21 protein-coding genes are annotated in these 22,375 nt (G+C 28.4%); 16 read left to right on the forward strand and 5 right to left on the reverse strand.

What is annotated here, in order from left to right; translation table 11 throughout:
- Nucleotides 1–46: 46 nt before the first annotated feature.
- On the forward strand, nt 47–3,028 hold the full coding sequence (locus Q5O44_RS11725) for a glucosaminidase domain-containing protein (RefSeq protein ID WP_022168615.1): 2,982 nt from the start codon (nt 47–49) through the stop codon (nt 3,026–3,028).
- Nucleotides 3,029–3,221: 193 nt separating this feature from the next.
- On the opposite strand, the gene Q5O44_RS11730 is transcribed toward Q5O44_RS11725, so the two are convergent.
- Complete coding sequence (locus Q5O44_RS11730; RefSeq protein WP_022168616.1) at nt 3,222–4,475, reverse strand: hypothetical protein; 1,254 nt, start codon at nt 4,473–4,475, stop codon at nt 3,222–3,224.
- 234 nt (nt 4,476–4,709) lie between these two features.
- Here Q5O44_RS11730 and galU point away from each other — a divergent pair, with 234 nt between their 5' ends.
- Complete coding sequence (galU, locus tag Q5O44_RS11735) at nt 4,710–5,582, forward strand: UTP--glucose-1-phosphate uridylyltransferase GalU (RefSeq protein WP_022168617.1); 873 nt, start codon at nt 4,710–4,712, stop codon at nt 5,580–5,582.
- A 125-nt stretch (nt 5,583–5,707) separates the two neighbouring features.
- Here galU and trpS read toward each other — a convergent pair whose 3' ends face one another.
- From trpS to Q5O44_RS11750, 3 genes are all read right to left on the reverse strand, one after another.
- Nucleotides 5,708–6,715, reverse strand: coding sequence for a tryptophan--tRNA ligase (gene trpS, locus Q5O44_RS11740; RefSeq protein ID WP_022168618.1), 1,008 nt, complete (start codon nt 6,713–6,715; stop codon nt 5,708–5,710).
- Nucleotides 6,716–6,836: 121 nt separating this feature from the next.
- On the reverse strand, nt 6,837–7,004 hold the full coding sequence (locus Q5O44_RS11745) for a zinc-ribbon domain-containing protein (protein WP_022168619.1): 168 nt from the start codon (nt 7,002–7,004) through the stop codon (nt 6,837–6,839).
- A gap of 167 nt (nt 7,005–7,171) precedes the next feature.
- Nucleotides 7,172–8,254 (reverse strand): GerAB/ArcD/ProY family transporter, encoded by a 1,083-nt coding sequence (locus Q5O44_RS11750; protein ID WP_022168620.1) that lies wholly within the window; start codon nt 8,252–8,254, stop codon nt 7,172–7,174.
- 98 nt (nt 8,255–8,352) lie between these two features.
- Here Q5O44_RS11750 and Q5O44_RS11755 point away from each other — a divergent pair, with 98 nt between their 5' ends.
- The 12 genes from Q5O44_RS11755 (at nt 8,353) to Q5O44_RS11810 (ending at nt 19,700) form a co-directional block, all read left to right on the forward strand.
- On the forward strand, nt 8,353–9,783 hold the full coding sequence (locus tag Q5O44_RS11755; RefSeq protein ID WP_291661847.1) for a spore germination protein: 1,431 nt from the start codon (nt 8,353–8,355) through the stop codon (nt 9,781–9,783).
- Nucleotides 9,767–10,897: a Ger(x)C family spore germination protein gene (locus tag Q5O44_RS11760; protein ID WP_022168622.1), complete on the forward strand. Its 1,131-nt coding sequence runs from the start codon at nt 9,767–9,769 to the stop codon at nt 10,895–10,897. The genes Q5O44_RS11755 and Q5O44_RS11760 overlap by 17 nt, the downstream gene beginning before the upstream one ends.
- 171 nt (nt 10,898–11,068) lie before the next feature.
- Nucleotides 11,069–12,082, forward strand: a complete 1,014-nt coding sequence (locus Q5O44_RS11765; protein ID WP_022168623.1) for a diguanylate cyclase — start codon at nt 11,069–11,071, stop codon at nt 12,080–12,082.
- A 336-nt stretch (nt 12,083–12,418) separates the two neighbouring features.
- Complete coding sequence (locus Q5O44_RS11770) at nt 12,419–12,832, forward strand: hypothetical protein (RefSeq protein ID WP_022168624.1); 414 nt, start codon at nt 12,419–12,421, stop codon at nt 12,830–12,832.
- Nucleotides 12,833–12,946: 114 nt separating this feature from the next.
- Nucleotides 12,947–14,167, forward strand: a complete 1,221-nt coding sequence (gene tyrS / locus Q5O44_RS11775; RefSeq protein WP_022168625.1) for a tyrosine--tRNA ligase — start codon at nt 12,947–12,949, stop codon at nt 14,165–14,167.
- Nucleotides 14,168–14,321: 154 nt separating this feature from the next.
- A complete protein-coding gene (locus tag Q5O44_RS11780; protein WP_022168626.1) occupies nt 14,322–16,100 on the forward strand; it encodes a hypothetical protein in 1,779 nt (592 codons plus the stop codon).
- Between the two features lie 18 nt (nt 16,101–16,118).
- Nucleotides 16,119–16,373 (forward strand): EscU/YscU/HrcU family type III secretion system export apparatus switch protein, encoded by a 255-nt coding sequence (locus tag Q5O44_RS11785; RefSeq protein ID WP_022168627.1) that lies wholly within the window; start codon nt 16,119–16,121, stop codon nt 16,371–16,373.
- Nucleotides 16,374–16,390: 17 nt separating this feature from the next.
- Nucleotides 16,391–17,077 (forward strand): metallophosphoesterase, encoded by a 687-nt coding sequence (locus Q5O44_RS11790; RefSeq protein ID WP_022168628.1) that lies wholly within the window; start codon nt 16,391–16,393, stop codon nt 17,075–17,077.
- A gap of 191 nt (nt 17,078–17,268) precedes the next feature.
- Nucleotides 17,269–18,063 carry a GTP pyrophosphokinase family protein gene (locus Q5O44_RS11795; RefSeq protein ID WP_022168629.1) on the forward strand — a complete coding sequence of 265 codons (795 nt, stop codon included), beginning with the start codon at nt 17,269–17,271 and terminating at the stop codon, nt 18,061–18,063.
- 72 nt (nt 18,064–18,135) lie between these two features.
- Nucleotides 18,136–18,486, forward strand: coding sequence for a PTS lactose/cellobiose transporter subunit IIA (locus tag Q5O44_RS11800; RefSeq protein ID WP_022168630.1), 351 nt, complete (start codon nt 18,136–18,138; stop codon nt 18,484–18,486).
- Between the two features lie 69 nt (nt 18,487–18,555).
- Entirely contained in the window at nt 18,556–18,861 is a 306-nt protein-coding gene (locus Q5O44_RS11805; RefSeq protein WP_022168631.1) for a PTS sugar transporter subunit IIB, read from the forward strand.
- Nucleotides 18,862–19,037: 176 nt separating this feature from the next.
- Entirely contained in the window at nt 19,038–19,700 is a 663-nt protein-coding gene (locus tag Q5O44_RS11810; RefSeq protein ID WP_022168632.1) for a hypothetical protein, read from the forward strand.
- Between the two features lie 38 nt (nt 19,701–19,738).
- Here Q5O44_RS11810 and Q5O44_RS11815 read toward each other — a convergent pair whose 3' ends face one another.
- The gene (locus Q5O44_RS11815) at nt 19,739–20,071 is read right to left on the reverse strand and encodes a HesB-like protein (protein WP_022168633.1); all 333 of its coding nucleotides are present in this window, start codon (nt 20,069–20,071) and stop codon (nt 19,739–19,741) included.
- Nucleotides 20,072–20,275: 204 nt separating this feature from the next.
- Between Q5O44_RS11815 and Q5O44_RS11820 the strand changes: the two genes are divergently transcribed.
- Both Q5O44_RS11820 and Q5O44_RS11825 read left to right on the forward strand, forming a co-directional pair.
- Nucleotides 20,276–21,025, forward strand: coding sequence for a hypothetical protein (locus Q5O44_RS11820; RefSeq protein WP_022168634.1), 750 nt, complete (start codon nt 20,276–20,278; stop codon nt 21,023–21,025).
- 617 nt (nt 21,026–21,642) lie between these two features.
- On the forward strand, nt 21,643–22,375 hold a 733-nt coding region (locus tag Q5O44_RS11825; RefSeq protein WP_302637940.1), incomplete at its 3' end, for an Rpn family recombination-promoting nuclease/putative transposase.

The raw sequence follows: 22,375 nt of genomic DNA on the forward strand, positions 1-22,375 counted from the left end.
GTCTGTAAAACTAATAATTAAATAATCTAGCGAAAGGAGGGATAATTTGAAGAAGATAGCTTTAATGATGACTACATTATTCGCTTTAACTAATATAGTAATACCTTCTACAGCTACTTATGCTCTTGAGCAGATAAGGATTGTTGAATCTTTTGATGAATGTGATAATTTAAATGAATTTAATACTTCTAATAATGAGATAATAGAAGAAAATATATCAGAAGATAATGCTGAAGATAAAGAAAATATCATTGAGGAAAATGTCGAAAATAGTGTAGAAAATCAAGAAGATGTTGAAGCTTTAGAAGATGTCACTGAAGAGTCAAATATTAATTATGAGTCTAATACTTCAAATGATGAAGCCCAAGAGGAAAAAGAAATTTCTGAAGAAAATATTGATGATTCTATTTATAAAAAGGTAAAGAGGAATCCAGAAGAACTAAATGATGTTGAAATTCTTGAAAGCGACATTCAAGTAATTACTGCTGAAAAGGCAAGATTTACATCTGAAACACCTGTTGAGAGTGATATCTATATTGCCACCGAGGATGTAGAATATCATGTTGAAACTGAAGGTGAAAGTATCATACTTGTTGGAGAATACTCAGATGGTACAACTGCAACAAGTAAAGAGGTAGCATTTTATGATGATGCATTAATTGAACAGCTTGAACAAGAAGAGTTTAAAGCTAATTATGAAAATGCATTAAACTTTGAATATTTAGTTAAGAAAACAGATGCTAATTACGAAATTGTAGAAGCATATTCAGATGGTAACTTTAGTTATATAGAAAGTGCTGATACTATTGAAGAGGCAATGAGTATTGCATTAGATGAATACGAAGATGATTCAGCAATTCCATGTGTCATTGATAATTATGGTGTTGTAGTTTACTCAACAAACGCTATGGCAAGATTCTTTAAACATACTAACGGAAAAGTTGATAATTCTAACGTTACTATGTTATATCAAAATTCAAATCTTTCAGGAATTACAAATTATACTAATCATAATTATGTTGATGATGCTCCTGTTATTGAGGATAATGGTAATGCAGTTAGAGTAATGGTTAATGGATATAAGGGATGGACTAAAAAGGATACTAATACTGGTACATATGACGTAGTAATAGTTCCAATGAATCAGGCTACTAATCCAAGTTATTATACTGTTAATAATGGACAACTTCAACATTATATTACTACTGATATAACAGCTAAAAGTGGAACTTCAGGAAGCATTAGAACAGTTGGAGTAGCGCCAAGTTACCTACAAGAAGGTGTAAAATACTATAGTTATGACGCTAGGTATTTTTATACAAATTTAAATACACTAATTAATGATCTAAAAGGAAACACATATGGAAATGCAGTAAATGGCTCAAATCCATATTATAATTACTATCAATATTTACCTTTTAGAAGTAAAAGTATTTATAGTGCAGGTCAATTAAATTCTTTTATAGAGGCAAATACTCAAAGCAACAGTAAATTAAGAGGAATTGGACAATATTTAATTAATGCTCAAAATGCTTATGGAGTAAATGCACTTCTTATATTAGGAGTTGCAATAAATGAATCAGCATGGGGAATGTCAAGTTATGCTCAAAATAGAAATAATCTATTTGGGCTGAATGCAGTAGACTCTAACCCAGATGATGCAAGTAGATTTAATTCAGTAGAACATTGTATAAATGAATTTGCTAAGTATTGGATATCATCAGGATATAGTGATCCACATGATTCTAGATACTATGGAGGATTTGTTGGTAATAAGTATATGGGGGCAAATGTTAAATATGCTTCTGACCCGTTTTGGGGTGAAAAAGCAGCATCTTATGCTTTTACAGCAGATAAATATTTAAGTGGAAATAATATAAATTCATTAAATGATTATAATTATAACCAATTAGCCATTTATTCTGCAGCTGGAAGAGTTGTAGATAAAAATAATAACTTATTATACAATGTCTCAAATACAATGGACTATTATGTTACATTTGTAGGAGTTCCTGTAGTACTAACTACAACAAAGACTTATACAATTGGACAAGATGTATGTTATGAAGTATATCCAGAAAGAACTACTCCGTTATCATCAAGTGGTGGTAGTGAATTTAGTGGAAATTATGACTGGAATATAAAAGGTTACATTAAAACATCTAATGTAAAGTTAATTAATACAGGAAAAAATAATTCTACTGCAAATGAAGCTCCTGGAATAACATATCAGGCACATTCAGCTAAGTATATGTGGTTACCAGAAAAGAATGAAGGAGAAGTTGCAGGAACTGTAAATCAGTCTTTAAGAATGGAAGCTATAAGAATTTCTCTTCAAGGATATGAAGGGGCATCTGTTAAGTATAGAGTACGTGGTGAAGGTTACAATTGGCAAGATTGGGCTAGAGATGGACAAGTTGCAGGTACAACAGGTCAAAGTAAGCGTATGGAAGCTATTCAAATAGTTACAGAAGGAATGCCGAAAGGCCATTATCTTCAATATAGAGTTCTTGTTCAAGATTATGGTTGGATGAGCTGGAAAAACGAAGGTGAAACAGCTGGAACAATCAATGAATGGAGAAGAATAGAAGCTATTCAAATAAGAATAATTAAAGAAGAGTGTAATATTCAATATAGAACGCATCTTGCAGATACTATGTGGCAAGATTGGCGTTATAATGGACAAATGGCTGGTACTGTTAATCAGTGGAGAAGAATGGAAGCAATAGAAATAATTGCACCAGATTTACCAGAAGGTGCAAGCATAAGATACAAAGCTCATTTAGCAGGTACTATGTGGAATCAAGGTTGGGTATATGATGGTGCAACTGCAGGAACCACAGGACAATCTAGAAGAATGGAAGCTATAATTATTGATTTAGTTAATGCTCCAGATTATGATGTTATGTACAGAGTTCGTGGAGAAGGATATGGTTGGACTGAATGGAAAACTGGTGGACAAATTGCTGGAACCACTGGACAAGGTAAAAGAATGGAAGCCATTGAAATAAAACTTATAAGACACTAAAAAAAGCAGTTACATTTTATGAAGCCACTGAAAAACTGAAGTTATTGGGTAAATATCAAAATTTTAGGGAAATTTCAGAGGTTAAATATGTCTAAAAGTTAATAGAGAACCCTTAGAATTGCTTCTAAGGGTTCTCATTTTTTACCATGTAATTTATACAAAAATAAAAGGCACTTTTTCAGTGCCCTCCATTTTATGTAGCTGGTTTTTTCTTGCTTAATTTTATTGGTAGTAATAATATTATTATGTATAGTGGCATCCACATTAAAGCAACTCTATTGATTATAAATGCATCTTTACATAATACTAGTAAGCCACATAATAATGTGAAATACATTGAAAATTTAAATAAATAAGTTAATGAATTCTTCTTATTTATTAATATACTTATTAAAAGCTTTATACCAAATATAATTGTTAAAATAGTACCTAAGATATTTCCTAAAGAAAATAGTATCAGATATAATGATCCAGATTTTAAGAATTCAGGGAAAATAGGATCAACAACTATATGAATAAATGTCTGAACAAATATATTAATTACAAAGGTAATTCCACTACCATATAAATCTCTTAACGCACTTTGTAGGTTAGCCATTTGTCCATCATCAAAGCCTAAGATCATAAGCTCACCATTATTAAACTTGAAGTTAGAGAAGAATAATAGTGTAAAGATAATTATTAAAAAATAAAAGATATCTTTAACTGTAATAATTTTTTCATCGTTTTTATAACAAAATATTAATACTACAGGTAATATTAATGGCAAATAGCCTCTAATAGGGAATATTAGTAGTAAAAATAGTAATAATTTTTTATAATTAATAGGCTTATTTAATGAGTAATATAAGATTATTATTAAGAGCATTAAGATTATATTATCTCTCATTAATAATGTATTAGTAAGTATATAGCCAGGTAATAAGCTAAAAATTGATACAGTTATTAAAGATTTTTTTTCATCTAAATATATTCGTGATAATTTATATAAATAGATGCTTGTTGGTATGTATACAATTAATTTTACAAGTATTAAATCAACCACACTATTAATTCCTATAAATCTAAGTAAAGCTAAAAAGATTACGAATATGTTTTTGTATCCAAATCCAGGAATATCTGCACCAGTTATATATTCATATGCTGGAAAAGAACCTTTTAAAAGCTCCAATAGCTCACCATTTTTTAAATGTTCACTTAGTAAAGCTGATTCAAAAAAGTATCTTTCTTCATCGCAAAAATAAGAACCAGCCACATCACCAAATAAGATTCCATATTTAAAACCAGAATTGATGTTATTATAATAAATTAATATGGTAATAAGTGAATATAGTCCAATAAAAATAGAAGTAATAGTAAATAAATTTTTATTTATTATCTTTTTTCTATATAGGTAATAGGTAATACCTATAAGGAAAGCAATAAGTATAACTGACAAAAAAGTCATAATAAGCTCCTTTCGTAGTAAGTTAATCATATATAAATTTGTTAGAAAATAATAATTTTAATTTTAATGTATCTAAAGTATTGACTATATTAGTAAACTGTAAACATGCACTATATACAATATAACTATAAATTATAATATAGTAAAGATATTAATGGAATATTGTTGAATTATTATGTTGATATGGTATTATAATCATATATAGTATTAGAAAATTATTAGAGAGGTATAGATATGAAAGTAAGGAAAGCAATTATTCCAGCAGCAGGATTAGGTACAAGATTTTTACCAGCAACTAAGGCGCAACCAAAAGAAATGCTACCAATAGTTGATAAACCAACTATTCAATATATTATTGAAGAAGCTGTTGCATCTGGAATAGAAGAAATACTAATAATTACAGGAAGAAATAAAAAATCTATTGAAGATCATTTTGATAAATCTGTAGAATTAGAACTTGAGCTTGAAAAGAGTGGTAAGATGGAAATGCTTGAAATGGTTAGAAATATTTCTGATATGGTGGATATTCATTATATAAGACAAAAAGAACCTAAAGGGTTAGGTCATGCAATACATTGTGCTAAATCTTTTGTAGGTAATGAACCATTTGCTGTAATGTTAGGTGATGATGTAGTAGATAATGATGTACCATGTTTAAAGCAACTTATGGATTGTTATGACGAGTATAAGACAACAATTTTAGGGGTGCAAGAAGTAGCGCCTGAAAATGTAAATAAATATGGAATAGTAAATGGTATACATATTGAAGATAAAGTATACAAAGTAAAAGATTTAGTAGAAAAACCTTCAATAGAAGAAGCACCAAGTAATATAGCTATTTTAGGAAGATATATAATAACTCCTAAGATATTTGAAATATTAGAAAATACTAAACCAGGAAAAGGTGGAGAAATTCAATTAACAGATGCTTTGAAAACTTTAGTTGAAAATGAAGCTATGTATGCTTATAACTTCAATGGAAGAAGATATGATGTAGGAGATAAATTAGGTTTCTTACAAGCAACTGTGGAAATGGCTCTTAAGAGAGAAGAACTAAGAGATGATTTTATTAAATATTTAGAAACAAAGCCATGGGAAAATAAATAATTAATTATAGAAGGATATAATTAAATTATAAAAGAAGAAATTTAGGTAATAATTAGCTTTTATAAAGTGAATATAGGTGTATTAGATTAGTTTTAACAAATCTAATGCACCTATATTTTTTAATTTTAACGAGGAATTAAACCAATCTTTTTTTGCATCTTTCTAAGAAGCTTCATAGAAGCGTAATTAGCTTTTTCAGCACCTTCTTTATAAATTGCTTCTAAAGCTTTTTTATCACTCATAAGTTCGTTAAATCTAGCTTGAATTGGAGCTAATTCATTAATGATAATTTCTGCTGTATCCTTCTTTAAATCAGCATATCCTTTTCCTTCATATTTAGCCACAACTTCTTCTGGAGTAGTATTTTCTATGGCACAGATAATATCTATAAGGTTTTTAACGCCAGGTTGTTCTTCAGTGTAATTTATTACACCGATGCTATCAGTAACAGCTCTAGCAATCTTCTTTCTAATAACGTCTGGTGAATCCATAATTAAGATGTATGAGTTAGGATTTTCATCAGACTTAGACATTTTCTTAGTTGGCTCTTGAAGACTCATTATTTTAGCACCAGTCTTTGGAATATAAGGTTCTGGTACTTTAAATGTATCACTATAAGTTGTATTAAATCTTGAAGCTAAAGTTCTTGCAAGTTCTAAATGTTGTTTTTGATCTTGCCCTACAGGTACTAAATCAGTATTGTATAAAAGAATATCACAAGCCATAAGTACTGGATATGTGAATAAACCAACACCGATAGATTCTCCCATCTTTTTAGATTTATCTTTATATTGAGTCATTCTGCTAAGCTCACCCATGTAAGTAGAGCAGCTTAATAGCCAGCAAGCTTCGCTATGGGCAGGTACATGTGACTGAATGAATAGTGTATTTTTAGCTGGATCAATTCCAGCTGCTAAATATATAGCTAAAACTTCAAGAGTTCTTCTTCTTAAATCTTTAGGTTCTTGTTTTACAGTTATTGCATGTAAATCAACAACACAATAATAACAGTCATATTCATCTTGTAGTTTAACCCAATTTTTAAGAGCTCCTAAGTAGTTTCCGATTGTTAAGTTACCAGATGGCTGAACACCACTGAATATAACTTTTTTATTTTCTGTTGTATTTTCCAAAAAAAACACCTCTTCTCATATTTTACGTAAATACATATTAGTTTAATTATAGAAGTAGGAAAAATTTATGTCAACGATTTAAATAAATAATAGAAAAAGCAGCCTAAGGGCTGCCTTTTGTCTAGTATTTCTTATCTCTGTTCATTTTTTGAGCTTTTCTTGCTTTTCTACATTCAGGACAACGAACTGGATCGTTTTCAAATCCTTTTTCTTTGTAAAATTCTTGTTCTCCTACAGTAAAAATAAATTCTTTTCCGCAGTCCTTACAAGTAATTTTCTTATCTTCCATTTTTTAACCTCCTCAAAATTTATAGGGCTTATTGACACTGATACATAACCCTTTAAATATGAAGGGGTACTTTCTAATGATCATATAAAATCCTACTAAATTTCATTTATAATATTATTATATACATATACTTCCAAAAGTGCAATTAAATTGCAATTTAAAAGTAGTTATGCCTTTCTTGAAGATTTCATTGAAAAAGCTGTAAAAGCAATTAATGGAATCAATATAAAGAAGAATAGATTGCTATAATTATAGTATTTCAAAATATTAAATAAAATATAATTATTTTTTGATAAAAGTGAAGCTAAAATAAAAATAATTATAGAGTAAGTACCAATATATATTTTTTTATTCTTAATATATTTTTTATAAATAATATATATTCCATATGTACTTAAAAGATATTTTAGAAATAAGCCTACCACAGCTTCCATTAAAAAAAATAATTCACCGAAATCAATGAATCCACCTAATTGGATACGTTGGCTCATGGTATATTCAGGGTAGAATAAATTTGCTGCTCTAGATGAACCGAAGCAAGAAATAATTCCTATCATTGAATATATTGAGTATAAGGCTATAGTACATAATGCAATAAGACTATGCTTCTTTAAATTATCTGCTTTTGTAAGATGCTTCAAATATGGCAGTGAAATAGCAAATGATGAGATGCATCCTAATAAAAGTAGAATACAATTAAAATAGTTTCCTATTGTTAAATTATTGCCAAACACTGGAAGAATATACTCAGTGTTTTTATAAGGTTCAGAAAATATGCTCAATATTAAACAGTTCACTATAAAAGAAATTACATTTATAGTAGTAAAAATTAATACTGTACGAACTTTCTTGCTTATTAAAAAGAATGAAGGCAATAAGAAAAATAAAAGTATATACCATTGAGGAGTAGGTAAGAAAAAGCAGGTTTTAATGCAATTAGCTTCTACCATAGCTGCTTCCAATGAAGATAAAAATAATCCTATAGCAAATAAGAAAAGCAGAATATTTCCCATAGTTTTAGATAGACCGATGGTGAAAATATTATTTATACTGTAGTTCCCTTTTCTTGCTATTACATCTAATAGGTAAGTAGCAATGCCAATTAATAATATAAATGCTGCAATCAAGCATATCCAAGTATCTCTTCCCCCTATGGTAATAAATTGTGAACAGTAAATTTTAAGACTTACAAAGGTCACTGCATATATAAAAATTATATAGTGTTTTGTTGATATTTTATTTTCATTCATCTCTCCACCTCGTATATATTTTAGTATTCTAAAATAGTATTCTCAAAAAAATGAATATTAAACACTATGAGAGGAATAATATTCTTAGGTGATGAATGATGAAGAAAAATATCGATTATTTAAAGGAAAAGTTTAAAGACTGCTTTGATGTTAAGTTTAGAGATTTATCTACTATACTTGGAAATGGGACAGTAGTATTTATTGATGATCTATGCAATAGTCAATGGATGATGGAGTATATGATACTTCCTCTTAGAGGTTTTGGAGAGCTTAAAGGAGAAGGGGGAATTAGTACTCCACAGGATTTGATAGATAAAGTTCTAGATATGAATATGACTGGTATAGCCAAGGATATAGATGATGCAATATTCCATGTTTTAAGCGGAGATGTAATATTAGTATTAAATGATTATGAAGAGATAATATACAGTGAAGTAAAGAACATGGTAAGAAGAGGGGTTGGAATACCGGATACTGAATCTGTATTAAAGGGTCCAAGAGAGGGATTTAATGAGCTGATTGTAGATAATGTTGCTTTGATAAGAAGAAGGCTTAAGAATCCAGATTTGAAATTTGAAGCTGTATATGTTGGAGAAAAATCTCAGACAGCTGTAGCCATAACATATATAAAAGGTATTGTAGATGAAAAGGTACTAGAAGATATAAGGAAAAAAGTTAAAAATTTAGATTTAAGATTTGTACTAGATTCTAATTATATTGAATGTAACCTAAAGAAAGAAAATTCATTTTTTGATACAGTAGGATATACAGAAAAGCCTGATGAAGTGTGTGCAAAAATCTTAGAAGGACGGGTAGCCCTTATTGTTGATGGCACATCATTTGTAATAACTGTACCTTATTTTTTTATGGAAAACTTTCAAATGCCAGATGATTATTATGTAAATAAGTATTTTACTAATTTTAATAGGATATTAAGATGGATTGCTTTTTTTATAGCTGCATTCTTACCAGGATTATATGTAGCAGTAATAACTCATCATTTTTCCATGATACCTACATTATTTATATTTAGACTTGCTGTATCAAGGGCTGGAGTTCCTTTGCCAACTTTTGTTGAAGTAATAATAATGATGCTTGCTTTTCAATTTATAAAAGAAGCAGGAATAAGATTGCCAAAGGCTATTGGAAGTGCTATGAGCATTGTATCAGCATTAATTTTGGGAGATGCAGCAGTTGGTGCTGGAGTAGCATCAAGAATTACCATAATTGTAGTAGCTATAAGCACATTATGTTATTTTTTAATACCAAAACTTTATGGAGCAGTATCATTTTGGTCAATAGTTCTTGTTTGTTTTGCTGCATTGCTTGGACTTCCAGGATTCCTTTCAGCTTCACTTATTTTTATGACTCAGATATGTGAGTTAGATTCTGTGGGATATCCATTCCTATTCCCATTGGGAAGCTTAAGTGAATATAGATTTAAAGATATATTGTTTAGAGGAAGTTTAAATAGGATATCAAGAAAAATAATTGGAGTAGGGTGTGATAAAGATGGCAAAAATAAATAAAATATTTAAAATACTTAAAATACTTATCATCTTCCTTATTCCCTTAACTTTAACCGGTTGTTTTAATTATAGGGATATAAATAAGGTAACCTTTGCAACAAGTATGATTTTTGATACAGATGATTTGGGTCAGGTGATAGTATATCTAGATTGCATTAAGCCTTATAGAAGTACTAATGAAAGCTCTGATAAGGGTAGAAGACTTATTTTTAAAGGTGTAGGAAAAACTACAGAGGATGCTTTAGGGAAAATTGATAATTTCTCAAGTGCTAAGCTAAATTATAGTCAAGTAAAAGCCTATATTTTTACAGAGAAGGCAGCTAAAGAAGGAATTAAGAAGTATTTAGATTTAATAAATAATTATGGTGAAATGCAAATAAAGCCTAGTGCATTTATTTATTATGGCGATGTTGAAGAATTGCTTAAAGCTACATCTGGTGATGATGAATTCTTAGGTATGTATTTAAATGATATAATGAATAAAAAACCATTTAATAGTCTTTCACTTCAAGCTAATATAAATTATTATTTAAGCAATAGACTTATGGGAGATAATACATTGTTACTTCCAGCAGTAAATTTAAAAAAGGATGTCTTAGATAAAAAAGTTCAAATAAATGGTTCAGGTATATTAAAAGATAATGTACTTGTTGATAGGTTAGAACAGGAAGATACCTTATTATATGAACTTATGATGGGAAGTGTCTATGAAGGTACATTTGAAATTGGTAATCCTAATATTGATACGGGTTTTATAAGTTTAGATGTTTTATCAAGTTCTGAAGATAGCATGTTGAGATTTGATAATAATAGATTTACTTTAGTAAAAAATATTGAGGTTGATTTGGAAATTTCAGATATACAAGGAGAAGCTATTGTAGATAGTGAATTTATAAATTATATAAAAGTTAATGAAGAAGCATATATTAACAGTTATATAACTCAATTGTTTAATAAGTATAAAGAAAAGGGTATAGATATATTTAATGTTTATAGAATGAAGGAAATTCATTATGGAAAAGAAGAAATTAATGACCCTTTAAGCATTTGTGATCTTGAAATAAATACGAAAGTAAATATTAATGGAACAGGATTATCACAGAATGCTTTATAAATGAAGATAAAAGACGAAAAATATAACAAAAAGCAAAAATATTGATATTTAATCTAATAAAAGGTAAAATTGTATTGAGTTAAATTAAAACATAGATAATATATTGATATATTATCTATGTTTTTTAATGAATATTTACATTTCAGTGGAAGTATTTGTGAGAGGTTTATAATGGACAATCCTATTAAAACATATGACGAGATAAATGAAGAATTCAAACTATATAAAGATGAGATGGAAGAAAAACTTAGAATATTAGAAAGTATAGTTAAGTTGGGAAGCTTTTTGAATAGTATTTTAAGCAAACCAAATTTTTTAGAAATAGTAAATAATATGATAATATCAATACTTAAGATTGATTATAGCACCATATATTTAATAGAAGATAACAAATATATAGCAAAAGTATCTAATAATGAGTTTGCTTTGAGGGTATTAGATGATAAGAAGATTTCCTCATATTATAGTGATACAATAGCTACTTTTAATATAGAAAATGAGTATAATGAGGACAATATTAGGATTCATAAATCTATAATGACAATACCTTTAATAGTAGGGGAGAGGATTACGGGGTATATATTTTTAGAGCATTTAGAAAAGCATCATTTTAACTTTAAATATGAGAAATATATTAAGAAAATTGCTAATTTGATAGCTGTAGCTATTGAAAACGCACAATTATATAGAGATTTAGAAATAGCAGCAGCAACTGATTCCCTTACAGGTTTATACAATAGAGAATCCTTTTATAATAGAGTAGTAAAAAGTTGTGAAGTGGTAAAAGATTATGCAATTGTTATGATTGATATTGATAATTTTAAGCATATTAATGATGAATATGGACATTATGCCGGTGATATTGTCATAATAAAGACAGCTCGTATAATTATGGATAATATAAGGGAAAGAGATATTGCAGCAAGATATGGTGGAGAAGAAATAATATTATATATTGATAATAATCAGAAAAATGAAGAAGAAGTATATTATAGGATTGATGAACTAAGAAGGAAAATAGCTAATAATACAATTATAATAGAGGATAAGATAATTGAGGTAACAGCAAGCTTTGGCTTAAGCTTCAGCAAGTCAGAAGAGTGTATTGACGATGTTATCAAGGAAGCTGATAGGCTTTTATATAAGGCAAAGAGAATAGGAAAGAATAGAGTTGTTACATATTAAAATAAGTGCTGCATGTCTATGATAGAATAGTGTTATTGTAGAAATGCAGCATTTATATTTTATTTAGGAAAAACTTAAAAATAGTTGGAACATTTTCAGTATGTTTTGAATATTATATAGTACAGCGAGGTATAAATTAATGTAGGATTTAAGATAACGTTTTCGTAGATTTGAGCATTTTCTTTATTTAATATATAAAATTAATTAGTGAATAATGCAAAGTAAATTGAGAATAATAATTTTAAAGAAGGTAAGTAGTTTAATAGTGTTATGTGCTAAATATAATGATGTTTTACCATCATTAATAAATAATCATAGAAAGAAGGAGTGGTTCCAATGATACAAGTTTTTTGTGCAAGGAGAGGTTCTGGAAAGACTAAAAGGTTAATAGAATTAGCTAACCACCAACAATTAGAAGCTAAGGGAGATTCAGTTTATATTGATGACGATTCAAGGCCAATGTTACAGCTAAATAGATCAATAAGGTTTATTGATACAATGGAGTACGGAGTAAGAGATTGTAGCGATTTTTATGGCATGCTTTGTGGTATAATATCATCAAATTATGATATAGAAAATATATATATAGATGGGTTGTTTAATATAATAAATTGTACAATGAAAGAATCAGCTCAATTAATAAAAAGAATAGCTAATTTAACTGATAGATTTGGAATAAATGTATATATTAATATAAATATTAATGGCAGTGAAGAGGTGCCTGAAGGCATAAAAGAATATGTAGCTTAAAATAAAAGAGGTCAGTAATGACCTCTTTTATTTTTTCAACTAACATTTTCTTGATAAAAAACGTTATTATAAGATATACTGTATATAGTGATTTACGTAGGAGGTAAAGTTAAGATGGCTAATGTTTTAGATGAATTATTAGAACGTGGATACATAAAGCAATTCACACATGAAGATGAAACAAGAGAGTTATTAGAAAAGGAAAAAATAACTTTTTATATAGGTTTTGATCCAACAGCAGATAGTTTACATGTTGGACACTTTATAGCAATGATGTTTATGGCACATATGCAAAAGGCAGGCCACAGACCAATAGCATTACTTGGTGGTGGAACTGCAATGGTAGGAGATCCATCAGGAAAAACTGATATGAGATCTATGCTTACAAAAGAACAAATTGAGCATAATGTTTCATGTATCAAGAAGCAAATGGAAAGATTTATAGATTTCTCAGATGATAAGGCTATACTAGTAAACAATGCTGATTGGTTATTAAACTTAAATTATGTAGATTTCTTAAGAGATGTTGGAGTACACTTCTCAGTAAATAGAATGCTAAGTGCAGAATGCTTTAAGCAAAGATTAGAAAAAGGTCTTTCATTCTTAGAATTTAACTATATGTTAATGCAAGGATATGATTTCTATGTGTTAAACCAAAAATATAACTGTAAGATGGAACTTGGTGGAGATGACCAATGGTCAAATATGATTGCTGGAGTTGAGTTAGTTAGAAGAAAAGCTCAAGGCCAAGCTATGGCAATGACTTGTACACTTTTAACAAACAGCCAAGGACAAAAAATGGGTAAAACAGTTGGTGGAGCTTTATGGTTAGATCCAGAAAAGACATCTCCATTTGAATTCTTCCAATACTGGAGAAACGTTGATGATGCAGATGTTGAAAAATGTTTAGCATTATTAACATTCTTACCAATGGATGAAGTAAGAAGATTAGGTGCTTTAGAAGGTGCTGAAATAAACAAAGCTAAGGCAGTACTTGCTTATGAAGTAACTAAACTTGTACATGGTGAAGAAGAAGCTGCTAAAGCTAAATCAGCAGCAGAAGCTTTATTTGCTGGTGGAGTTGATAGGAGCAATGTACCAACAGTTACTGTAAGTGCTGAAAGCTTTGGTAAAACAGTTCTTGATGTTATAGCTGAAACTAAAATAGTTCCATCAAAAGCTGAAGGAAGAAGATTAATCCAACAAGGTGGTCTTTCAATAAATGGAGAAAAAGTTACAGAAGTAGCAAGAATATTTACAGAAGAAGATATTCAAGATGGAGCTGCTTTAATTAAAAGAGGAAAGAAGAATTACACTAAGATAGAAGTACAATAATTCAATAAAGCAAGGAGATAGAATTTTTATCTATCTCCTTTATTTTATGTATTTGTATTGTTTTACTGAATATATAAATAAAAAGTTTAGAAGATCATATTTTTGACGATAACTAATTTAGAGGAATTAAATATGGGTGGTTAAGCCATAATGAATGGAGGGGAGAAAAATAAATAATATATCAGCATTTACTTATGGAAAATATATTAGAACACAAAAGATAGGTTTTAAAGGAAACTATGATTTTAAACAGGGAGATACTCTAAAGGGAATAGTTGTAAAGCATGATGCTGAATCCAATGAAGTTACAATAAAATTAACTAATGGTATGGAAATAGAAGCTGAAATTCAAGGTGATGTGGAGTTAAAAGGTGGTATATTAAAGTTTGAAGTAACAGAATTTAAAGATAATACATTGTTCCTTAAACTATCTGATAATAAGGCAGATGTAATACAGGGGGAAGCTAGCAAGAAAATCACTGATGAAATAATGAACTTTATCATTAAAGAAGGTTTAAAAAAAGAAGATTATAATATGTTAAAGGCTATGGTTAAATATAATATACCTCTTACTAGAGAAAATATTACTACAGTAAAAAGTGTACTGGAATTTAGTGGTAAGATGAATAATAATCCACAAGAAATAAAAAGCTTTATAAATACTTATTTGAATAGTAGGGATATTGTAGTAAATAGTAGAGAAGGTTTGCAGATAGCACAAAAGCTTTATGAATTCTTCAAAGCTTTTTCCAAAGCTGATTTACAAGAAGTGCTTTTATTTTTAGAAAATAACATTGAATTTACCAAGGAAAATTTAGATAGTTTTAATAAATTATTTAATAGTGAAAATACCATGGAAAAAGTCATTGATGCAGTTAATGAAGAAATAGGTAAGGTTATAGCTATTGAAGAGGAGCTTTTAAGTGAAAACACAGTAGAGCAATCTTTAAAGCAGATAACTTTAAAAAATGGAGATGAGTATACTGGCAAAGGTAAAGGCACTGAAGTAGGGAAAACAATAATGGCAACTTTAGTGAAAGAAAGCTCAAAAAGTCATTCTATAAATGATAATATAGTGAAGGATATTATAAAAAATCATTCCATTACTGATGATGATGCGAAAGAAATAATAAAGCTAATGAAGAATGATAGCAATTATGTAATGAGCAAAGAAACTTTAAAAGAAAATATATTGAAACATACAGGTAGAGAAGTAGTATTAAATGATGTTGAAGCAAAATCTTTAGAGGCGATAATTAATAAAGAAGTTATTAAAGATAAAGATATAAATTTTATAAAGAGCTTATTTAATAATATAGAGAGCAAGCAGATATCAGTGGCAAAAGAGTTAGAGAGCAATGATATAAGAGAAAATATATTTAATATAAGTAAAAACTTAGCTAAAAATGTTACCGAAAAATCTGAAGGAGCTAAAGAAGTCATAAGAAATATAATTTCTAGTTTAAAAGAAAGCAATGGAAATTCTACGCAAATTTTAAATATAATGAAAAGTAGCATAAATGATTTAAAGTTATTCAATAAAATTAATGATCAATATTATTGCTTAGATATACCAGTAAATTTTAAGGAAAATGAATATCCATGTAAGCTTATTATTAAGGATGATAGGAAAAATGGTAAAGTCATAGACAGCACTAATTTCAAAGTAGCTGTATCGGTTAAAACAGTAAAGCTTGGTACTGTTGATGCACTTTTAGATGTAAAAAATAGAAATATTGATATACAATTAAAATGTGATAAGAATGTTATGAATTTATTTGTCATATCAAAAGATAAGCTTAAAGATATAGTTGAATCATCAGGATTTAGCACTAAAATAGAAGTTGTTGAAAGAACAGAAAAACTTCAATTATTATCTTGTAGAGAATTCTTTAATGATAATAATATTGCAGTGGTGGATATTACAGTATAAGATAGTAGGTGGGATATAGTGCAAAATAGAAAGAAAGCTGTAGCTTTAAACTATGATGGTGCCAATGCACCCATAGTTACTGCAGTAGGAATGGGAATCATAGCAGATAAAATATTAGAAAAAGCAGAAGATAGTGAAGTTCCTGTTGTTTTTAATAAGGAACTAACAGATTTATTATGTAATGTTGATGTAGGAGATGCTATACCAACAGAAGTTTATGATGCTGTAGCTCATATAATTGCTTATATTACTGAATTAGATAGCTCTTTATAGGAGGTTGGAGTTAAAAGATGGCATTATATGCGATATCAGACTTACATTTAGCGTTAAATGTTCATAAGCCCATGGATATCTTTGGAGAAAGATGGCTTAATCATGATGAAAAGATAAAGGAAAATTGGATTAGAAAGATTACAGATGAAGATACTGTACTTATAGCAGGTGATATATCCTGGTCTATGAAAGCGGAAGATAGTAAGGCAGATTTAGACTGGATAGATAGCCTTCCAGGAAAAAAGATAATTTCTAAAGGAAATCATGATTATTGGTGGAGCAGCATAAGCAAGCTAAATGCAATGTATGAAAATATGAAGTTTATTCAAAATAATTTTTATACATATAATGATTATGCTATTTGTGGGACTCGTGGATGGGTATCACCAGATAGTGATAAATTTACAGAAAAAGATGCAAAAATATATGCTAGAGAAGTAATAAGATTAAGGCTATCTTTAGAAAGTGCAAAAAACTTAGGATATTCTAAAATAATTGTAATGATTCATTATCCGCCATTTAATGAAGGTGATGACGAATCAGAATTTATGAAGATTTTTAAAGAATATAATGTAGAAAAAGTTATTTATGGACATTTACATGGACCAGGAAGGTTTAAAGCAAAAACTGGATTAATAAATGATATAGAGTATATTATGACGTCTTGTGATTTTATTGATTTTGATCCAGTGAAAATTTTATAAATAATGGGGATATCTCAAAATAAAATAGGTTATTTTGAGGTATTTTTATTTTAAATAAGGAATAAGGTACTTTTTTAAGAAACAATTTTTAAACAAAGATAGTGAAATTTTGTTATAATAGTAATGAAGTAACATGAAATTTACAAAAGTTTTTATTTTACAATAAACGATAATTAAGGGTGATAAAAAGAATGGCTATTCAAAATTGGAAGAATTTTTTAATGGCTTATGAACAAGCTGTTGATGAGTTAAAGGTGAAGCTAAAAAGCATAAGAAAAGAATATAGAAGAAGAAATGAATATTCACCAATTGAATTTGTAACAGGAAGAGTGAAGGAAGTATCCAGTATATTAGAAAAGGCTAATAAGTTTGAAATTCCTTTAGATAGATTGGAACAAGAGATGGAGGATATAGCTGGTATAAGAATTATGTGCCAGTTTGTTGATGATATAGATAAAGTGGTGGAGCTTTTAAGAGTAAGAAAAGATATGCAGATACTTTACGAAAAGGATTATGTCAATAATGTTAAGGCAAGTGGATATAGAAGTTATCATGTAATTATTAAGTATACAGTTAATATGGTTGATGGGGCAAAAGATATATTGGCTGAATTCCAAATAAGAACACTGGCCATGAACTTCTGGGCAACGGCAGAGCATTCATTAAATTATAAATATAAGCAGCATATACCAGAGGAAATAAAGATTAGGCTTAAGAAGGCAGCAGATGCAGCCTTTGAATTAGACCAGCAAATGCTTGAAATTAAGGATGAGATAAAGGATGCACAAAAATTATTTGAAGTTAAATCAGATATTATTTCATCTATAATGAATAATATTTTAACATTAATATCACTTGGTAAAGTTGCAGAAGCTGCTAGATATGAAGTTCTTTTAAATAGACTTATTGAAGAAGGAGAAGTATGGGAATTAAACAATCTTCTTGATATAACTAAAAAAGATTTGGAAAGATATAAGGACAACTAAAATAGTGATAATAAAAAAAATACCCTAAAAATATAAATAGAATATAATGATTGTTGTAATAGAGGTATTTGAATGATTGATGACATGGAAGTCATAGTATTTAAAGTTATCACTGCATCAGGAATTGCAAAGGGGTTGGCATATAAGGCATTGGATAAAGTTGAAAATAGAGATTTTAAAGGTGCATATAAATTATTGGGGGAAGCTAATGAATATATTGATGAAGCTCATGAAATTCAGAAAGGTATAATAGAAGATGAAGTAACAGGAAATGCAATTGAAATATCAACATTATTAATTCATGCACAAGATCATTTTATGATTGCAATGGAAGTAATTACTATGGTAGAAAGAATGATTAAATTATATAAGATCATATTTAAAGAAATAGATGAAAAAAATAATAAACTACTTAGCATGTAGTTTATTATTTCTATATATTTTTTAATTTGGGTAAATGTTTTCGAAGGGATGTTAAGGGGGAGTTTTGGAATGAAGGTATTATTTGTTTGTGTTCAAGGTTTATCAAGTGCTATAGTTGTTAGTTCATTAAAGAAACAAGCTAAGAAAGAAAATATTGATATGGATATTTTAGCCGTAAGTATAAGGGAATTTGAAAAGGAAATTGAAAATGGATGTAATCTAGCTGTCATAGCACCGCAAGTAATGCATAAGTATGATTATTTAAGCAAGATATCTAATGAAAGAGGAATACCATGTGTATTAGTAGATAAAGATATTTATGGACCAAGATCAGGAATGAAGCTTCTTAATATGGTTATTAAGGCAATTGGGTAAATGATGTATTTACAAGGCATTAACATGAGAAGAAGTATGCATATTTATTGATATGAGAAAGTATTTTTCTCGTGTTAATGTAAAAATAAAAAACAGATGAGAGAGATTATTATGTAGTTTTTTACATTAAGGCCTAGCATTTAATATTTATGATATAATATTGGCGGGGGTGTACTATGAAAGATAAGATAACTAAAAAGGATAAGTGTTTTATAATAATATTAATTATTTTATTTATAAGCTTTGTCCTAAATTGCTATCAAGTTATGGTGAACAAAAGATATAAAAGAATTATTGAATCAACTTGTTATGGAAATGTTGAAGAGATAAGAATAAAGAATGAAAGTGTACTTAGTATTTTAGATAGGTGCATTAAGTCAGGAAATATTAGTAACGAAGAGCTTTTGAAATTATATAAAAACTATTCAGCAATTGCTAGTGCTGAAACAAATTTATTGGAATACTACTTAGAATATAAGGATAATCCTAATATAAAAACCAGTAGTAAAAATGTATCTATTGAAAATGAAAATATAAATGGGGTATATTGGCAAATAGAAGAGGTTATTTATAATTATATTAAAAGTGATTTAAGTGAAAAAACTGAAAATATGAAAATAAATGATGAGAAATTAGAAGAAGTTATTGTGCTAAAAGAAATGGCAGAAAAACTAAATGAATATTACATAAGTTTTTATGATGAAAACTGCTCAAATTTAAATGAAGATTCTAGAGCAGACAAGATAATAAAACATGCCTATTGGCTTGATATATTAAAAGGAATACAAAATATTAATGAAGAATACATTGATTATGAGTTTTCTAGTGAAAAATCTTAATTCATAATTAAAAAAAGAGTGCTTAAAAGCACTCTTTTTTAGTGACCGCAGCCGCCTCCGCAAGAACCGCATCCACCAGCAACTTCGATAACTGGTTTAAGAGATAATCCTCTTCCGTCATTTTCTTCAGAAGAAAGTAATCTAAATCCACCAAATTCATCAACTAATTTGCTTTCAGCTATGAAAGTTATGTCATTCATTGTTTCAACAACGTCATTTTCATTTGCTTCGTCAACAGTTATATTAAAAGCTGGACCACTGCATCCAAAACCTGCTAAGTTTATTCTAATGCTATATTTTTCTACTTCATTTTCATCTAAGAATGCTTTAAATTCTTTATATGCTTCTTCGCTTACTAAAAACTTGTTCATTTTATCACCTCAAAAATATTTTTCCAAATTATATTCATAGTATACCATATTACTCGGAAATAGCAAGGAAATTTTAAAAGGGTTATATGAGATTAAAAGACATTTTTACAAAATTATAAATTATATTGAAAGTTAAACAAATTAACAATATAATAAACCTATGTATATTGGCTAAAAATGTTGCTAAGAAAGGAATTGTTTGATTTGAAGCCCTTTAATGATGGATATGTTTTAGAAAAAATAGATGAATATAGTAAAATAATTGTACCTGCTAAAGTTGGTAGCTATGAAATAGAAGCAGTTGATGGTTTAAAAGGAATAATACAAGGATATTTATATGCTAAAGAAGGAGAAATTAATAAACCTATATTAGAACTTCATGGACCAGAGCATATATGGATGAGGCTTACTCCTTTAGAAATAGAAGGTGCATATTTTTCAATAAAAAGAGCTCATGGAAAAGTAGGTATAGTTGGATTAGGATTAGGTTATACTGTTTGGGAAATGGCTAAAAAAGAAAGTGTTAGCCAAGTAATTGTTTATGAAATAAGCCAAGAAGTAATTGATCTATATAATAAGAACTTTGGTGATAATCCTAAAATAAAAATAATTAAAGGTGATGCCTATACTGCAGAAAAAGATAAATTTGATTTCTTTTATGCAGATATATATGAATATAAATTAACTTCCCAAGTTGTTGATGATTACGAGAAGTTTAATAGGCTTCATGAAATAGAGGAATATGCTTTCTTTGGTATGGAACATTTCTTATTAAGCTGTAAGTATGAAGAAATCGTATGGGTTTATATACCTGAAAGCTGGATGGAAATGAGTAAGGATGCTTACAGAGCGTTAGGTGAAGCAGGATACCTTGCTTATTATACTGCACTAGATGAAGAATTAGTAAGCCAAGTACTTGCTAAATTTAAACCAGTATTAGAAGAACTTAGTTAATGATGGATTATGAATGATGAATTATGAATTAAGGAAAAAACTCAGTTTAGGCTGAGTTTTTTTATTTCTTAATATATGTAAAATAAAGGGAAAGAGGCGTATAATTTAATTAAGAAGATTTATATAATGATGAGTGATGAATGATGAATGATGAATTTAGGAATAAATTCTTCGACGGAATTTAGAAAAAATATATTTATCAGAAACTCTTCGAGTTTCATCATTAATTCATAATTCTTAATTCATAATTCATAATTTAAATTAGAGGGGTGTTTTCTTTGGTTTGGGGAATTGTTTTATTAATTTTAGGAATATTTTTTTTAGTAATGCCAAAGATGAAATTTTACAAGGGGTTTTTGAAAAAACATAACATAGGAAAAGGTGAGGATTTTTTGGGCTTTTTATCCATGGTTACAGGAGGTGTTTGCTTAGTTTTTGCCATTAGTGCAATAGTGGGAAACTTAATTCAATAAGTAAAAAATATGCTAGCTTTTTATATATAGAATCATAATTGCTATATGCCCATTTTATTTTTAAATATATAAGGATAATGATATAATTATCATATAAATGTAGATAATTTAACTAATGATAAAAACTTCGGAGGAAATATAAAAATGAATATAGATAATAGTAACTTTATTTTAAAGCCTAAAAATGACTATGTATTTAAAAAGATTTTTGGAGATGAAAGAAATAAAGATATACTAATAGCATTTTTAAAAGCAATTTTAAAGATAGATATAAAAGATGTACAAATATTAAATAGTGAATTACCAAAGGAAAATATAGCAGATAAAAAAAGCATATTAGATATAAGAGCAACTATAGACAATAATGTAGAAATTGATGTTGAAATACAAGTAGCAAGAACAATTTACATGCCACAAAGAAGCTTATATTATTGGTCAAAAATATATTGTGAACAATTAGAAAGTGGAGAAAAATATAATAAATTAAAAAAGACAGTATGTATAAATATATTAGATTTCAATACTTTAGATACTAAAAAATATCATAGTATGTTTAAGCTAAAAGAAAATGAAGAAAATTATATATTAACAGATTTGTTAGAGATACACTTTTTAGAAATGAAAAAATTAGATGAATATAAGGAAAATGATGATTTATCACAATGGGTAAGTTTTATAAAGGCAGATTCAAAGGAGGAATTGGATAAAATGGCTAAGGTAAATTCTAATATTGATAAAGCTGTAAATGTATTAACTATAATGAGCCAAGATAAAAAGGCAAGAGCAGAATATCTTTCACGTGAAATGGCATTACACGATGAAGCTACTAAAATTGAAGAAGCTATGGAAGAAGGCTATGAACAAGGAAGAGAACAAG

This window comes from Clostridium sp. CAG:221, from assembly GCA_000435835.1.
Taxonomy (GTDB): Bacteria; Bacillota; Clostridia; order Clostridiales; family Clostridiaceae; genus Clostridium.

What these genes read in the sequence shown, in the direction of transcription:
- Q5O44_RS11730 (WP_022168616.1), bottom strand. Translation starts at nt 4,475, where the DNA reads ATGACTTTTTTGTCAGTTATACTTATTGCTTTCCTTATAGGTATTACC.
- galU (WP_022168617.1), top strand. Translation starts at nt 4,710, where the DNA reads ATGAAAGTAAGGAAAGCAATTATTCCAGCAGCAGGATTAGGTACAAGA.
- Q5O44_RS11745 (WP_022168619.1), bottom strand. Translation starts at nt 7,004, where the DNA reads ATGGAAGATAAGAAAATTACTTGTAAGGACTGCGGAAAAGAATTTATT.
- Q5O44_RS11750 (WP_022168620.1), bottom strand. Translation starts at nt 8,254, where the DNA reads ATGAATGAAAATAAAATATCAACAAAACACTATATAATTTTTATATAT.
- Q5O44_RS11755 (WP_291661847.1), top strand. Translation starts at nt 8,353, where the DNA reads ATGAAGAAAAATATCGATTATTTAAAGGAAAAGTTTAAAGACTGCTTT.
- Q5O44_RS11760 (WP_022168622.1), top strand. Translation starts at nt 9,767, where the DNA reads ATGGCAAAAATAAATAAAATATTTAAAATACTTAAAATACTTATCATC.
- Q5O44_RS11765 (WP_022168623.1), top strand. Translation starts at nt 11,069, where the DNA reads ATGGACAATCCTATTAAAACATATGACGAGATAAATGAAGAATTCAAA.
- Q5O44_RS11770 (WP_022168624.1), top strand. Translation starts at nt 12,419, where the DNA reads ATGATACAAGTTTTTTGTGCAAGGAGAGGTTCTGGAAAGACTAAAAGG.
- tyrS (WP_022168625.1), top strand. Translation starts at nt 12,947, where the DNA reads ATGGCTAATGTTTTAGATGAATTATTAGAACGTGGATACATAAAGCAA.
- Q5O44_RS11780 (WP_022168626.1), top strand. Translation starts at nt 14,322, where the DNA reads ATGGAGGGGAGAAAAATAAATAATATATCAGCATTTACTTATGGAAAA.
- Q5O44_RS11790 (WP_022168628.1), top strand. Translation starts at nt 16,391, where the DNA reads ATGGCATTATATGCGATATCAGACTTACATTTAGCGTTAAATGTTCAT.
- Q5O44_RS11795 (WP_022168629.1), top strand. Translation starts at nt 17,269, where the DNA reads ATGGCTATTCAAAATTGGAAGAATTTTTTAATGGCTTATGAACAAGCT.
- Q5O44_RS11800 (WP_022168630.1), top strand. Translation starts at nt 18,136, where the DNA reads ATGATTGATGACATGGAAGTCATAGTATTTAAAGTTATCACTGCATCA.
- Q5O44_RS11805 (WP_022168631.1), top strand. Translation starts at nt 18,556, where the DNA reads ATGAAGGTATTATTTGTTTGTGTTCAAGGTTTATCAAGTGCTATAGTT.
- Q5O44_RS11810 (WP_022168632.1), top strand. Translation starts at nt 19,038, where the DNA reads ATGAAAGATAAGATAACTAAAAAGGATAAGTGTTTTATAATAATATTA.
- Q5O44_RS11815 (WP_022168633.1), bottom strand. Translation starts at nt 20,071, where the DNA reads ATGAACAAGTTTTTAGTAAGCGAAGAAGCATATAAAGAATTTAAAGCA.